This window comes from Bacillus sp. E214, assembly GCF_008087365.1.
Taxonomy (GTDB): domain Bacteria; phylum Bacillota; class Bacilli; order Bacillales; family Pradoshiaceae; genus Pradoshia.
The window spans coordinates 904,726-920,701 of record NZ_VENN01000001.1; the positions used below are offsets into that span (position 1 = coordinate 904,726).

10 protein-coding genes and 2 pseudogenes are annotated in these 15,976 nt (G+C 36.7%); 1 reads left to right on the forward strand and 11 read right to left on the reverse strand.

The features are described 5' to 3' along the window. Positions 1-206: 206 nt before the first annotated feature. From FHY47_RS04285 to FHY47_RS04310, 6 genes are all read right to left on the reverse strand, one after another. Entirely contained in the window at positions 207-1,952 is a 1,746-nt protein-coding gene (locus FHY47_RS04285; protein ID WP_148629719.1) for a class I adenylate-forming enzyme family protein, read from the reverse strand. Between the two features lie 73 nt (positions 1,953-2,025). Next, positions 2,026-3,495 (reverse strand): aldehyde dehydrogenase family protein, encoded by a 1,470-nt coding sequence (locus tag FHY47_RS04290; protein ID WP_148629720.1) that lies wholly within the window; start codon positions 3,493-3,495, stop codon positions 2,026-2,028. Between the two features lie 46 nt (positions 3,496-3,541). Continuing rightward, a complete protein-coding gene (locus FHY47_RS04295; protein WP_148629721.1) occupies positions 3,542-4,678 on the reverse strand; it encodes an acyl-CoA dehydrogenase family protein in 1,137 nt (378 codons plus the stop codon). A gap of 21 nt (positions 4,679-4,699) precedes the next feature. Beyond that, a complete protein-coding gene (locus FHY47_RS04300) occupies positions 4,700-5,890 on the reverse strand; it encodes an acyl-CoA dehydrogenase family protein (RefSeq protein WP_148629722.1) in 1,191 nt (396 codons plus the stop codon). Positions 5,891-6,164: 274 nt separating this feature from the next. Continuing rightward, positions 6,165-8,237, reverse strand: a complete 2,073-nt coding sequence (locus FHY47_RS04305; protein ID WP_148629723.1) for a helix-turn-helix domain-containing protein — start codon at positions 8,235-8,237, stop codon at positions 6,165-6,167. Between the two features lie 366 nt (positions 8,238-8,603). Then, on the reverse strand, positions 8,604-10,112 hold the full coding sequence (locus FHY47_RS04310) for a class I adenylate-forming enzyme family protein (protein WP_148629724.1): 1,509 nt from the start codon (positions 10,110-10,112) through the stop codon (positions 8,604-8,606). Positions 10,113-10,565: 453 nt separating this feature from the next. On the opposite strand from FHY47_RS04310, the gene mbcS reads away from it, so the two are divergent. After that, positions 10,566-12,146, forward strand: a complete 1,581-nt coding sequence (gene mbcS / locus FHY47_RS04315) for an acyl-CoA synthetase MbcS (protein WP_148629725.1) — start codon at positions 10,566-10,568, stop codon at positions 12,144-12,146. Between the two features lie 88 nt (positions 12,147-12,234). Here the strand turns inward: mbcS and FHY47_RS04320 are convergent, their stop codons facing one another. The 5 genes and pseudogenes from FHY47_RS04320 to FHY47_RS04335 form a co-directional block, all read right to left on the reverse strand. Further along, entirely contained in the window at positions 12,235-12,684 is a 450-nt protein-coding gene (locus FHY47_RS04320) for an OsmC family protein (RefSeq protein WP_066103785.1), read from the reverse strand. Positions 12,685-12,779: 95 nt separating this feature from the next. After that, the gene (locus FHY47_RS18840) at positions 12,780-12,938 is read right to left on the reverse strand and encodes a hypothetical protein (RefSeq protein WP_175354256.1); all 159 of its coding nucleotides are present in this window, start codon (positions 12,936-12,938) and stop codon (positions 12,780-12,782) included. A 369-nt stretch (positions 12,939-13,307) separates the two neighbouring features. Continuing rightward, positions 13,308-13,975, reverse strand: a pseudogene (locus FHY47_RS04325) (vWA domain-containing protein). Between the two features lie 50 nt (positions 13,976-14,025). Further along, positions 14,026-14,655, reverse strand: a pseudogene (locus FHY47_RS04330) (TerD family protein); the annotation flags it as partial. A gap of 199 nt (positions 14,656-14,854) precedes the next feature. Beyond that, positions 14,855-15,937 (reverse strand): toxic anion resistance protein, encoded by a 1,083-nt coding sequence (locus FHY47_RS04335; protein ID WP_066103781.1) that lies wholly within the window; start codon positions 15,935-15,937, stop codon positions 14,855-14,857. Between the last annotated feature and the right edge of the window lie 39 nt (positions 15,938-15,976).

Here is a 15,976-nt window from a genome sequence, read left to right on the forward strand (position 1 = left end):
ACATGTAGCATCAATGTAGGTTTCAACATAAATATCCACAAAGTCTTGTAATGTTCTACACTCCAATAGTAGATAGCGTTACATGGACAGACCACATTGTGCTGTAGTTGAATGATAAAAGTTTGTATTTATCTAACAAATACTATAGAATGATTCAATCTATAAAGTAGTCTTATAAATCTTCTCAAATAATAAAATGATTTATTTTATAGTGGGCTATTTATTGTCTTTAATTCCTTCTCACGCAGTATTCGTTTAAGAATTTTACCTGCTGGTGATACAGGAAATACTTCAACAATCTCCAATTCTCGTATTTTTGCATAGTGAACGACTTCCTGATTAACAAAATCGATAAGTTCTTCAACAGTTGCTGTTGCTCCCGGCTTGAGAATAACAAATGCCTTTGGGATTTCTCCCACACCTGCTGAAGGTTTGCCGATTACGGTGGCGTTGCTTACCGCAGGATGCTTAAATAGCGCATCCTCAAGCCTGCTTGGATAGACGTTATAACCTTTATAAATCAACATATCTTTTTTGCGGTCAACGATGGTGATGAATCCATCTTCGTCCAGCATTCCGATATCTCCTGTATGGAGCCAGCCATCTCTAAGCGCTTCATCTGTTTCGATGGGCTTATTATAATATCCCTTCATAATTTGTGGACCTTTTGCACATATTTCACCTGTGGATCCTACAGGTAATGGTTCGTCGCTGCTGCCATCTGCAGGGATGATTTTCACTTCTGTATCAAAAAGTGGATGTCCAACTGTTCCAATCTTTTGCAATCCAGACCACAACATAACAGTATTCGTGATCGTTGCTGTCGCTTCTGTTTGTCCATAGCCTTCTCCAATCTTGGCATTTGGGAATGTTTTTGCTAATAGTTTCATTTCCTCTTGTACTAATGGGGCGGAACCGGATCCGGCATTCTTTACAGATGAAAAATCATAATTATGTATGTCTGGATGACCGAATAAGCCATTCCACATAGCTGGAGAACCGCTCACATGTGTCACTTGATATTTTTCAATATATTCAAGAAATGTAGTCGGTTTAAAACGATCAATGAGAACGACAGTGTATCCTACTAACATTGGATATACCATACAAGAATAAACACCGGAAATATGAAACAAAGGTGAAGGACTGAGTGAAATGGCTTCCTCTGTCAAACACGGATATTTAGCTAGGTATTTGTCAATATCTTTCTCCACTCGTACAACTTCAAGTCCATTATTGTCTGTAATTCTTGGCAATAATCCAGCCGTCCAGGCTGCCGTCTGCAGAAAACTGCTAATCAAATTAGAATGTGTAATCATAACACCTTTAGGTCTACCTGTTGTTCCACCCGTATACGCAATATGGACAAGATCATTTTTTGGATCAATACCTGGATCAAATTCCTCATCTATACCTGAAACAATCAAATCTGCTAAGCTATACCAACCCTCTCCGTAATTCTTTACATACACTGGGTTGTCATATGAAAACATTTCCTGGTCTCCGGTCACAATTACCTTCTTTAAATTTAAGTTTGCTTGCAGACTTTGTATATCATCCACTGTTGATTCATGAGTAATAATAATTTCAGTATCCGAATCCTGAAGCTGAAAGCAGACATCATCTTTTGGAAAATAAGGATTAATTGGTGAATATATAGCACCGGATAAAACAATTCCATAATAAGCAACAATATATTGAGGGCACGTTGGTAAATGAACTGAAATGACTGTACCTTTTTCTACGCCAAGCTTTTTTAATGAATAAGCAAACATAAGAGAATCACGGTAAACCTGTTCATAGCTAATATGAGTATCACGATAAATAAAAGCGGTTCGGTTCCCAAAACGGCTGGCGCTTCCTTTTAAAATCGCTCCTACCGGCAAATTAGGATAATCAATAGTCCTTGGCATATCTGGATCAAAAATTCGTTCATCTGACCAATTAAACATTTTTATCAACTCCAATTGGTATTAGAATAGGTAAGCATAACTTAATAGATGTCTACTTTAGTGGGATATATTTTTATCCAATTTCTATTACACATGCTTTTTCCCTGGTGTATTCTATAAACGAATCTGTGCCAAAACCACTGTCTTTAAATCCTCCAAAGGGTAAATCAATGCCAACCTGAGAATACGTATTCACCCATACATTTCCTGCATCTATCTTGCTTATTAATCGCTTTGCACGGGCTAGACCAGTCGTCCAGATTCCTGCTGCCAAACCAAAATCCGTATCATTAGCAATGGCTATAGCTTCTTCTTCTGTTTCAAATGGTATGACCACTGCTACGGGCCCAAAGATTTCTTCCTGGCATACACGATGACGGTGGTTATCCACCTTTATTAGTGTTGGCTCTACCCAATATCCGTTTTCTAACTCCTGATCTCCATGTAATAAGACATTACCGCCAGATTTCCCACCTGCAATAATTTCTCCTTCTTTTTCTCCAAGCTCTATATAGGAAGTCACTTTTTTATATTGTGATAGATTACCGATTGGGCCCATCGTTGTCTGCATATCTAACGTATTTCCAAGCTTCACGGATTCCATAGCCTGCTTGAATCCTTTTACAACTTCTTCAAAAATGGACTTCTGAATTAATATCCTGGATCCAGCCACACATATTTGTCCTGCGTTGCCGGTAAAAATGGAATAAGGCAATAATCTTTCCATTACTTTATCTAGGTCTGCATCCTCAAAAATAATATTTGGAGATTTACCGCCTAATTCAAAGATAAATGGTTTAGGATTATTTACAGTTGCCCTGGTAATTGCGCTTGCAGTAGCTTTAGAGCCAGTAAGACTGATTTTATTTATTTCCTTATTGCTTACTAAAGCATCACCGATTTCGGTTCCATATCCAGATAAGACATTTATGACACCTGGAGGTAAGATGGATGCCAAAATTTCTCCGTAGCGTAAGGAAGAAACTGACGCATGCTCAGAAGGTTTAATAATAACTGTATTGCCTGCTGCCAAAGCATAGGCGGCTTTCATGGTGAATGTAAATAGAGGGGCATTCCATGGTGTTATCCCTACTACCACTCCCAGAGGTTCACGATACGTATAACCAAACGTTGTTGGTCCCTTTGGAATGGTATCGCCTCTGCTTGCATAATTACAAAGCCCGGCTGCATCATACCAAATTTGTTTTAATGAAGTGATAAGCGTATAGCTTGTGTTGCTTATGACCCATCCATTGTCCTTTGTTTCCAGAGTTGCTAATTCTTCAGCATGATCAGTAAGTCGATCGCCGATTTGCCTTAATAATTCAGCACGTTGTAATGGTGGAAGTTCAGCCCAATTAGGAAATGCACCGCGGGCAGCTTGAATTGTATATTCTACGTCTTCTATCGTGCTTCTCGGTATCCTAGCCCAAGCAATACCTGTAGAGGGATTTATACTTTCAATAAATTCACCGGTTGTTGACGGAACTGCGTTACCGTTGATAATATTTTTATATTCTTTTAGTTCATGGATTACAGGCATACTTACTCATCCCTTCCTGTTTTTAAAGATGGTTTAGGCTGAAAATCTACCAATTAAGAGCTGTAGCTGCCTTTTCTCTATATAATCTTGAATTTCCCAGATATGTTTGATAGTATTGAGCTCTTTTTAAATACAGATGACAGTCAATTTCCTCTGTTACTCCTATGCCTCCATGAATCTGAATCCCATGTCCCGCTAAACGAAGATACGCTTCTGTAATAAATGCCCGAGCACTATTAACTGCCACTGCTGCATCTTCTGCCTTTTCATCCAAAGCCCAAACAGCGTAGTAACTTAACGATCTTGCCGTCTCCAAATCCAGTTTCATATCTGCAATTCGATGCTTTATCGCTTGAAAACGTCCGATTGGCTGGCCAAATTGAACACGGATTTTTGCATATTCGGCACACATTTCTACGATTTTATCCATACCTCCAACCATCATTGAAGCAAGGGCGGCGTTCAGATATAAAAGTCCTTCCTCAATGGCGTCCTCACCTCTATTCAATTCACCTAGAATTCGAGAATTGGAAACGATTACATTTTTAAAGTTAACTTCTGTCAGATGACGAGTTTCATCCATTGATTGAAGTACTCGATAATCTACACCATCATCATTTCTATCTACAAGGACAAAAGAAATACCTTTTCCATCCGTTTCTGATTCAGAGCGAACTAGCACAAGATATGTATCTGCCAGATTGCCTTCAGGAACTAATGTTTTAGACCCGTTAAGAATCATCGTGTCTTCATCATATTTTGCTGTCATTTGAATATCATTCAGGTTAAAACTCTTTCCTGGCTCTAACCATGCAAGTGAAATGGTTCTTGAACCGTCTGCAATTCCTGGTAAGTATTTTTCTTTTTGTTCGGCTGTACCAAACTTTTCAATCATCGGTGCTGCAAATGCGACGGTTTCTAAATACAATCCTGGTAATAATGCACGTCCTAATTCTTCGAGTACAGGAACTTGATCAACTGTAGTTAATTCTGCGCCTCCATATTCTTCTTTCACGGTGATTCCCATACAGCCCAATTGTGCTAGACCCTTCCATGTCTTGGTGAGTAGCTTCATATTATTTTTCGCCATCTCCCGAGCAATCTTTGTTTGCCCTGCGCCATCTAAATATTTTCGGACCGATCCTCGAAACATTTCCTGTTCTTCACTTAAAGAAAAATCCATTTTTATTGCACCTCCGTTTCATTAACGTAAATCCTTAGGCAATCCCAATAATCTTTCACCAATCGTATTTCTCTGTACTTCGCTTGTACCTCCGCCAATCGTAACTCCAAAGGAAGATAAATATTCTAATTGCCAAAAAGGATTGGCCAGTGCATCTTCTTTCCATAAAACACCCTCATGACCCTGAATGGATACAGCAAACTCAAACAAATCCTTTGTTAATTCGCTGCTCATTAATTTATCCATCGAGCTTTCTGCACCAGGATAGCCTCTTTTCATAGAGGTAGTAATATTGCGATAATACGTTAAAAGTACACCTCGACAACGAGTATAGAGCTCAACCATTTTTTGTCGTGTAAATGGGTCTTTTATGAGCGGCTGGCCATTTTCCTTCAGTTCATTCGTTAACAACACTAAATCAGAAAATTGCTTCTCCAGAGTGAATATTTGTGCGCCAATTCCAGTTCGTTCATGGAGCATTAAATTAATCATTACCTTCCAGCCCTCATCAATTTCGCCAACAATTTCTTCATCATAGGCAACAGCGTCATTGAAATAGACCTCATTAAAATCATGCTTTCCATTCATTTGAATAATGGGACGTACTTCAACACCTGGTTGTTTCATATCTACTAGAAATACCGTGATTCCTTTATGCTTCTTTTCTAAATTGGAGGTTCTCGCAAGTAGAAAACAACGGTCTGCCAAATGCCCATAACTCGTCCAAACTTTTTGTCCATTGATAATCCATTTGTCGCCCTGTTTTACAGCACTCGTTTTCAATGCAGATAAATCAGACCCGGCATTTGGTTCAGAATAACCCTGACACCATACTTCTTCAGCATTAAGTATTTTGGGGATAAATTTCTCTCTTTGCTCTTCCGTTCCAATATCCATTAATGTCGGCCCAACCATATGGATTCCAATATAATTAATAAGATGTGGAGCTCCTGCTCTAACCATTTCCTGATGATAGATGATCTCTTCAATAACCGAGGCACTTTGACCGCCATATTTTTCTGGCCAAGCGATGGCAACCCATCCGCCATCATTCATTTTCTTCTGCCAGTCCCTCAAAAATTGAGCTTGTTCTTCTTCGTTTTCTGGCAAATCTCGTTTACCTTCGATCCAACCCTCAGGTAGATTTTCCTCTAACCATATCCTTAATGTTCGACGGTATTCTTCCTCTTTTTTTGTAAAAGAAAAATCCATTTCATTATCCTCCTTCGGCAATCATCAAGCTCCTCACAAACATAACAACTATAATTTGTATTTTAGTAATACAGATTTTTGAATACAATGTAGGTTTTTACATAATTTCTTTGTAATGAATTGAAGATTATATACTAGTTTTTGCTGGAGAAGGAGGTAATGTGGAAGAAAGTTATATAAACAAAGAGAAGGCATTGCCTTCTCGTAAATGAATATATGAGGTTTTTATTTTAAACATCAATAATAATGGTGGAAAATATGTCGTAATTTGAGGCTAAGAAGCTTGGTTCAGTGATTTCTTAAGATAACAGGCTAGTTGAAGGCGTAAAATGTCCTCTGCGTCTTCAAATGATATACTGAGACAATCTTCAATCTTCTTTAATCTTTGGTAAAGTGTATTGATATGGATAAACAATTTAGTAGCCGTTTGTGATGCAGATCGATTCAATTCAAAGTAAGTAATCAATGTTTCTTCGAGTTTGCTGGCTGCATGATGAGGTGTCTGTAAGGGTTCAAATACCTCCTGCAGAAAACGGTTAATTTCTTCTTTGTCTTGATTGATAAACAACCTGTTCAGTCCAATTTTCGAGTACTCTATTATATCAGGAACTTCCTTTGAAACAAGATATGAGAGAGCCATCTCCGCCTCATTATGAGATTTACCAATCAGGGATAAATCGCTATATGTTGAACTGATTCCTCCGCAGAGTAATCTGCCCTTTTCCTCCTCATTCCACATCACAATGGTTTGTTCTAAAATCTGCAGAATATAAGGGTATGATTTGGAATCGGGAAGGCAGAAGAGAACGATTGCTTTATTATGGTCACCGAAAATGGTTTGAATATAAAAGGATAATTCTTTTTTTAACTGAGCCACTAAACGGTGTATATAGGTGTCTAGCACTTCCTCGTCCTGATTTCCTATATACTGAAGGATTACTGAAAAAAACTCCTCCTGCTCCTTAATTCCTAATTCAGTTGCCTTAGATAATAAAGTAGTGGAATCTTTGCTCTGCAGCAATTCATAATATAACTCTCGACGATTTTTGTAATAAAACTCGACTAAATTCTTTTTCTTAACCAGTTCAAGTGCAAGGACAGAATATCCCTGTTCTAATGCGATATGGTCTAGCTGACTTAAGGGTTCCTTTATCTCGATAATAAGACAGCCAAGAATTAAATTTTCTGTACGGATTGGATATAGACAATGGGACTCTTGCTCAGATGTAATAATTTTGTATGGCAAACCATCTTCCATGTTTGTAATCGTACGATAAAGTTTTTGGTACGTATAAGAATAGGGCAGTTTTTTTCTTTCAGGTATGCAGCTATTTTCGATTAGGTCTACAAATATTAATTTTTTCCCTATTATTCTGTTTAGCTCACGAATTACCTTTTTTGCCCCCTTATTCTGCAGGGATAGATTTGTTAGTGTGGAATGGATATCGTCTCTTTTGAGCAGAAGTTGATTTTGATTTTTGATATCGGTGAATAACTTTGCATTTTTAAGTGCTACACCAATTTGAGAAGAAAAGCCTTGCATCAAGTGTAAATCTTGTTCTGTTAGACTCTTACTTGATTTAACCTGGCCAAGGATCATAGCACACTCAATTTCGCCATCAACAGCTATTGGAGCTGAAATTAACGATTTGACATGACGGGGAAAGTCATAGGTAGAATCCCAATATTGATTATTTTCTGGAGAAACAGTAGCCATCTTTAATAAAAGCTTAGAAGTATCCTTCACGAGCTCCGGAGTTCCATTCATGAACATTTGTCCAATAGATCCTTCTCCTATTCTATATTTCATTTTCCAAAGTCCGTCCATAACATGGCCAACTGAAGTCTTACAAACTATACGATCTAATTGCCGGTCATATAACCACAAAGTACCTAAGTCAGCGGTTGGAATAACTTCCATCGTATTTTTTAATATTGCAGAAAATATTTCTTCAATATCTAACAAAGAAGTAGTCTGACAGATACTCTCTATGATTTTATCGATCTTATATCGGTTTGCATGTAAAGCATACTCACTGTATATCGGATAAAGAAAATAATACATTAAATCCATTTCTTTATCGTCAAACTTAGTTGATTCAGATAAGCAGACGGATACTATGTATTGATTAGGATATTTGAAATAAAGATATGTTTTACGTTCCTTAACTTCCTGAGTAGATATAAAATCCATTAAGTCTATATGCACTGGCTCGAAAACACCTAAATGTTCCCCGCCCTCAATTAAAATAGAATCTGAAGTTTCAGGACTTGATAACCAAATTTGATACGGGCAATGAACACCTTTTTCCTTCAAAAATGCCTGCAAAACATTTTGGTTACTCATATTTCCTCCTCTGGATATAAATTATTTTTAAAAGATATTCACGTATTCTGTCATAGGTATGAATATATTGTCTGTCTACATTATAATATTAAATTTCCTAAAATGATTAATCAATCTTATTTATATCTGAAAATTCAGCAAAATTCTACAAATACTTATCGATAAAGCTATTTCTCATATGATAATGGCAAGTAACGTTAATTATGAAAAAGGTGATAAGTATACTATGTATATTTAATTACTATTCAGTCAGCTTTACAGGTTCTTTTACTCGAATAACAGCAAAAAATCTCACAGTACTTTGACTGAGAGATTTTTTTGAATTGCTGAGCAACCATTAATCACCTAATTTAAATAGGCGTCTTCCTATGCCTTCACAGCATTATCTCGCAAAGTATGTTTGAGTACTTTCCCGCTCGCATTTCGTGGTAATTCTTCTACAAAGATAATTGTCTCGGGAGCTTTATATTTCGCGAGATTTTGTTGACAGTAGGTTTGAATATGCTCCGCTGATAGATGTCGTCCCTCTTTTAGCACAATAAATGCCTTAGGAACTTCTCCATAAACAGGATGAGGAATACCCACTACAGCAGCTTCTAATATTTCATCCAATTGATACAAAACCTCTTCAATTTCAACTGGATAGACATTTTCCCCTCCACGAATGAGCATATCTTTTTTTCGATCAACAATATATAATAATCCGTTCTCATCTAACCGACCCAAGTCTCCGCTATACAACCATCCGTCTCTGAGTGTCATGCGAGTTGCTTCTTCATTTTTTAAATACCCTTTCATTACTTGTGGACCTTTAACAATGATTTCTCCTACAGCAAAAGGAGGAACGTCCTCTCCATCTTCACTCACGACGCGAACCTTTGTATAGGGCAAAGGCTCTCCAACTGAACCGATTTTTTCTAGTGCATAATGATCTTTTAGGGTTGTTGCCCCTGGAGAGTTTTCTGTTTGCCCATATAGATTCTGAACCTTTACATTTGGGTAATAGGTCTTTAATCTTTTTACAAGTTCATATGGCATAGGGGCCGCTCCGTATGTAAATAACCGTAGATGTGATAAATCAGTCTCTGTTATATTAGGTGCATTTAATAACGTACTATAAATGGCGGGAACTCCAAAAAATATCGTGACTTTTTCCATCTCCATGGCTTTCAAAGTTTGTCCGAGTATAAAAGCTTCTTCAATGATGACTGTACCGCCGTTTACGATTGTTGGGATAGAAAAGCAATGACTGGCTGCACAGTGAAATAAAGGTGTAACGATTAGTGTACGATCCTCAGAAGTTGTTTCTAGTGACTGTGCCCAGATTTCAGCAATAGCTCGTACATTTTCTGCTGATAAACATACACCCTTTGGTTTACCTGTAGTTCCAGATGTATAGAAAATAACTGCAGTATCTTCTTTGTCTATGTGCTCTTGCCGGAAAGGGATAGAATGATCCTCTAAAACTGACTCTATAGTGTTTTTTTCACCAGTTTCAAGAATATCCTTAAACTGTTCCACAGTAGAACTTATTTTCTCTAGTATTGGATTTAAACGAGCATCATAGATAAGGGCCTTAGCTTCTGAATGCCGCATAATATACTCCACTTCTGGAGCTGCAAGTTTTGTGTTGATCGGCAATACTGAAAATCCACCTAATTGACAAGCGTAATAAGCAATTAAAAAGGTATCCGAATTAAATAAGTAAAGAGCTATGATATCTTCTTTTTGATATCCTTTTTGCTGAAAGAATCCTGCTAGGTTTTGTGCTTTTTGATAAAAATCTGAGTAGGTTGTTTCTTTCCCCTTAAATGAAGTAATCACGCTGCTGGGTTTTGTTTGTGCATGTTCACGTAATTGCTCAAAAATAAACACTCTAACATCCCCTTTGCTTATTAACTAGTATAAAGTATAACGGGCTTGGAATCATTATTTTGTCGATTTATAGTCGTTTAATTAAAAGTTGATAGGTTTCCCTTTTTTACGTATATAGAATTCTATATGGTTTTCACGAATCATCTTACTAAGTTAAACCTATTATTTCCACCGTAATACTTTCCATTCTTCCGGATGGATAGTCTAATATTTTTCAAACAATCTATAAGAAATAAAATAAAGATGCTGCATTGATGTACTCACCTATTAAACTTTGTTCAATTTTATTCTTCTGCTATGTCAACCTTGTAAGCCGTTACAAAAATTATTCCTATTCTCTTTCCTTTACTTGTCAGTAAAAAATAGCTAAAATTGTTTTTAATACCTGATACTAAAAGTTGCATATGACAACAGGTATTATATACTTGATTCGTATTTTAGGAGGATTTTTTTATGAAAAGAGAAGAATTAATAGCTCCTCATGTCTATAATTTAACAACTGAAATTGAGCGTTATACCAATGATCCAGAGAAATTGGCTCTAAAGTGGGAGAATCAGGATGGTCTGACTAGATCAATTACATATAAACAATTAGTCGAAGAAGCTAATAAAATAGGAAATGTATTTGCTGAAGCGGGATTACAAATGGGAGATAAAATACTGGTGATTGTTCCCCGTATAATCGAGGCTTATGCCATCTATATGGCAGCATTGAAATCCGGTATTGTACTTATTCCATGTTCAGAAATGCTCCGTGCAAAAGATTTGGCTTTTAGAATCCAGCATGCTGAAGCTCGAGCGGTAGTCTGTTATGAAAAATTCACTGCTGAAATTGATGCGGTACCTGACTCAGATAACCTGATTAAATTCTGTGTTGGTGATGTTAAAGATCAATGGATTTCACTAGATGAAAAAGTGAAAACAGCTTCCTCTCAATTTGAAGCAGCCAACACTACCAGGGATGATATTGCTTTGTTATCCTATACTTCCGGCACAACAGGCAATCCAAAAGCAGTTGTACATACTCACGCCTGGGGCTATGCTCATTTGAAAACAGCTGCAAAGAATTGGATGTCTATCAATGAAAATGACCTAGTGTGGGCAACAGCCGCTCCTGGATGGCAAAAATGGGTGTGGAGTCCCTTCCTATCCGTACTTGGAACAGGAGCAACGGGCTTCGTGTATAATGGAAAATTCAATGCTGATACCTTTTTAGCTTTGCTAGATAAATATCGAATTAATGTTTTCTGCTGTACACCTACTGAATATCGGTTAATTGTAAAAAGTGAAAATCTACATAAGTACAAATTACCTTATCTCCATAGCGCAATTTCCGCTGGTGAAGCACTAAATACAGAGGTAATAAATGCTTTTTACAATCAGTTTAATGTAACGATTCGCAATGGTTATGGACAAACCGAGAGTACATTATTAATCGGCCAATTAAAAGATATCCCAAATAAGCCTGGTTCCATGGGTAAAGCTACACCGGGAAATATAGTAGAAATTGTCGATGAAAATGGGCAGCTGTGCCAAGCAGGTGAAGTTGGTAATATAGGTGTTCATCTTAGTACACCTGCTCTGTTTAAAGAATATTATAAAGATCCGGAACGTACACTTTCGCAAAGAAAAGGTGAATACTTTATTACAGGTGACCGAGCTTTAAAAGATGAAGAAGGTTTCTTTTGGTTTGAGGGTAGAAGCGACGATATTATTATTAGCTCTGGATATACAATCGGGCCGTTCGAGGTGGAAGATGCTTTAATTAAGCATCCTGCCGTGAAGGAATGTGCAGTCGTAGGAAGTCCTGATGCGATTAGAGGAAATATTGTTAAAGCCTTTATCGTCCTAACAGACTCTTATAAACACCATTCAGAAAAAGAACTGATTGCAGATCTTCAGAGTTTTGTAAAAACGTTAACCGCTCCATATAAATATCCGAGGAGCATTGAATTTACCGAGGCGCTACCAAAAACGACTTCAGGAAAGATTCGTCATGTACAATTAAGAGAAATGGAACTAAGTAAAGACTAAATATCAAACGACCCGACTTCTAAGTAAGTTGGGTTTTTTGTCTCTATATAAATAAAAACCGTCACTAATACCGCGACGGTGTAAAATTTTATTTTGTTTGTGTGACCTTAACGCCTTTTGATACAACTTTTGTTGGATTGATTAAGGTATCAAGTGCTGGGCAATGTGCTTCTATATAACGGATAAATTCCTCGATTTTTTCTTGAGGCGCATTAGACTCCATATGGACGAAATAACGAATTTCTTCTAAACCAACTTTTGCACCTGGTTTTCCCTTGTAACCGCCCGTATCTAAATCACCTTCAAGCTCGATCACTAAACGATCGTATTGAATTCCCATTTTATCCGCATAACTTTGAGCCATAATGGTTTGACAAGCACCGAGTGATGAAAGAAGGAGTTCTAATGGGTTCATGCCAAGATCTGTTCCTCCTGCTCTTTCCGGTTCATCAATTGTCACCTTATGTCCCCTTGCTTCGACCTCGACCTGTACATTATTAATTAAAGTTGCTTTTGATTTCAGTGTCGTTTTTGCCATCATCAAGCTCCTTTTACACGTAGTATATGAAAATGAATAGCTCTCTCACGTTACTGATCCGTTAAAACGATATGTTTGTAGATTGTGATTTTCTTTTATTTCTTTTTGTGGTGATCCGATTCTTTTCGTATCGTCCCGATTTTCTTATCACTGCGTGTATCCCTGCCATTACGATTTCGAATGGTCCCGGGTGTGAGCTCATATTCTTTTTCAAAATTGCCTAATCTGCAATCGTCACTTGTCTGTTTTGTCAATATAGTTCACCCCTATATAATTGATATCTGATTATATAGGTTAATACCACGAAATATACGATTCTATTCATAGGATCGAATAGACTGCAAAACAAGGTGCGAACATATGTTCTTTTTATTAAAAATAGCATTTTGTAAAAATTACAGTCATAATCTCTAATTTTTCGAACTTTTATAAAGAAAATAGCCAATGTTCGTGTTTTTCGCCAACTCGTTGGTGTCCGGTCGGTGGAGCAACCGCACTTAGCTTCTCTAAATACGAATGAAACCATTTCATAAACATATAACGTTTGTGTTTTTGTGTGGTATCATTCAAAAATTATTATAGAGATTAATCCTTGTTAAGGAAATATAGAGCTTTTGAGTATATTATCTCAAGATCCCCTTTTGCTTTGCTTCCTCTAACCATTGTGGAAATTCGTTTAATAATTGATCGAACAATTCTTCATCGGACACATCTTCCAAATTATATAGATGAAAGAAATTTGCATTAACCACAAGTCGGCCTTCCATTGTATCCAGCTTTCTTAACACATCAAAATTAGAATCACCTATACCTACAAACTGCCAGAAAATCGGCATTTTTGAAGAATTTGCAATAATCTTTTTAATACCTGATTTACATCCGCCATCATTAATAAATACTAAAAAGACTGGCTCATCTGCTGGTTCTTCTTTCATATATTTATGTATAACATCTTTCATAACTTGTGGTTCGTCATTTCTTCCAAACTTATGTATGGACTGATTATTTACTATCTTATCATTGACATAATTGACAAAATCCTTTTCTGTAACAACAGGCAGCCTGGAAAATTCATTGTCATAGACCCATACATCCAATGAACCGTTATCATTAAATTGGCTTGCTACAGCCAGGATTCTCTCTACTGTTCCTGGACAACCCCGTCACGGTATAAAGCTCGCATAGAACCTGATATGTCTAACACAACTCCTACTCTGGCTACAACGCCTTGTAATTTCTTCTTCTCTAAAACAACTTTAGCAATATTCTTTTTTAATAAGATCGGCTGCATCCGTAACTCTCCCTTGTTATTTTTTAAATTGCTATCTGTGGTACAATCTTTTATTTTGAACCACTTACCCAGTTCATACCCCAATTAAAAGCACGATCCATATCCTGATGACCCTTAAAGTACTCTACTAGTCTTTCCACCTTGAATGTTTCGTTGTTAACATTTTCTATCATTGCTATTGCACACATATTTTTCCCGTTCAGATGTTCATCTAGTTTTACTTCTACATCGGAACCTCCAGGATACTTAAGAGTTACGACACCGTCTGCCTGAGACCAATTAGCTACTCCTTGATATATAAATGCATATACTAAAATTCGCTTGATTTCGGTGACTTTATCTCCGTTAATCCGAAGATTTTCTCCGCCTATGGCACTTCCCGTACGGTCATCAGCATCCAATTTTATAAAAGGTCTTGCGTTATAATTGCCAAAAGCATTGCCAAGAGCTTGGACACAGCCTTTTTCTCCATTTTTCATTTCAAATAAACAACCAAGATCAAGGTCGACATTATTAGACTTACCGAATAAAGCAGACATGAATCCACCGGATTTAGGAGCACTTTTTTGATTCCAATTTAGGTTTACGAGCAGTTCTCCGAGTGATTGATTCGTACTTTTTGTTAGATTGATATTTTGTCCTTTTTTCTTTAATTCAATTTTATTTAAGTTAACCATTATATTACACCTTCCTTATTTGTATTTTATTTACATAAATTAATTATATTTTAATTTACAAATTTTAGATAGAAAAAGAATCATATTAAGTCGATATTTCAAATGAATCGATAAAAAAGCTAATATTCACTCGAATTACCAGCCAATTGGTGATATAGAATATAAAAAAAACCCTATCTTCACTATAGATAGGGGTAATCGGTTAGGATTGGGATAGGACGCGTTTCGCATCCTCTCTAATCGTTTCCAAACGTTTTTTATCTTCAATCCGTTGCATGGACTGTTCTTCTTTAACCTTTTTATATTCATCTATTCCTTTAACAATCGTATCCCACATATTTTCAATGGTATCCATTTTAATACTAGAGCTACCGGAACGCTGAGCAATCTCAATGCTTTGATTCATAATATCGCTAGTGACATCCTTTAACATTTGATTCGTGCGATCTTCAAATGCATTCAATGAATCTGAATGTACTTTTTGACGTTTTGCACTGACCGTATTAATAATGCCCATTTTAAAAATCGGAATGGTTGTAACAAAGGCACTATTAATCTTTGCAACTAAATCATTATTTCCACGTTGCATGGTTTTAATCTGTGGAGCGGCAATAACAGCTACCATACGGGCTTTTTCTAAATCATCTATTTTTCTTTCTAATAATTCTTTGACTGTACGAAGATTTTCCAGCTCCATCCGAGCCATTTGATTGCCTGAATTTACTCGTTGTTCGCATTCAGGGATTAACGTCTGATTTACTTCCTCTAATTTCATTTCAGCAGCTACTACATATTTTTCTAATTCGAAATAATATTCAATATCTTCTTCATATAAACCTTCGAGATTTTGATTTGTCCGCTTTAATTCATCCTCAATCATCGCAAATTCTCTATGAATTTTATCAAGCTCTCCACCTAATGTTTGATATTTTTTAAAGAGAGCTTCCGTTGTCGCCTTCGCTTTTTTAAACAATTTTGCGATGAAATTAGGTTCTTTCATGATTTCATTTTTATCAAACCGTTTCATTAATTTCTCTAATTGAATTAATAATTCACCGGATTCATCAATTTTCGAAAGTGCCATCGTGTTTAATATTCTGTCTGAAAACTGAGAAAGCCGTTCTGCCGGTGCTCTCCCAAGTGATAATAATTCATTTTGATTGCGCAGGTCCATATTTTCAACAATCTGAAGGACCTGTGCTTCATTGCGCAGCTGCATTCTAACTTCATTAGCAGACTGTTCTGTCAAATCTGTATTTTGTTTAATCTGTAATTCATTTACCATTAGTTATTTCCCCAATCATTGGAATATTTGTTGATTCAG

Bases quoted from the DNA above. Each gene is read 5' to 3' on its own strand.
- FHY47_RS04300 (WP_148629722.1), bottom strand. From the start codon at position 5,890: ATGGATTTTTCTTTTACAAAAAAAGAGGAAGAATACCGTCGAACATTA.
- FHY47_RS04305 (WP_148629723.1), bottom strand. From the start codon at position 8,237: ATGAGTAACCAAAATGTTTTGCAGGCATTTTTGAAGGAAAAAGGTGTT.
- FHY47_RS04335 (WP_066103781.1), bottom strand. From the start codon at position 15,937: ATGGTAAATGAATTACAGATTAAACAAAATACAGATTTGACAGAACAG.
- FHY47_RS04290 (WP_148629720.1), bottom strand. From the start codon at position 3,495: ATGCCTGTAATCCATGAACTAAAAGAATATAAAAATATTATCAACGGT.
- FHY47_RS04285 (WP_148629719.1), bottom strand. From the start codon at position 1,952: ATGTTTAATTGGTCAGATGAACGAATTTTTGATCCAGATATGCCAAGG.
- FHY47_RS04320 (WP_066103785.1), bottom strand. From the start codon at position 12,684: ATGGCAAAAACGACACTGAAATCAAAAGCAACTTTAATTAATAATGTA.
- mbcS (WP_148629725.1), top strand. From the start codon at position 10,566: ATGAAAAGAGAAGAATTAATAGCTCCTCATGTCTATAATTTAACAACT.
- FHY47_RS04295 (WP_148629721.1), bottom strand. From the start codon at position 4,678: ATGGATTTTTCTTTAAGTGAAGAACAGGAAATGTTTCGAGGATCGGTC.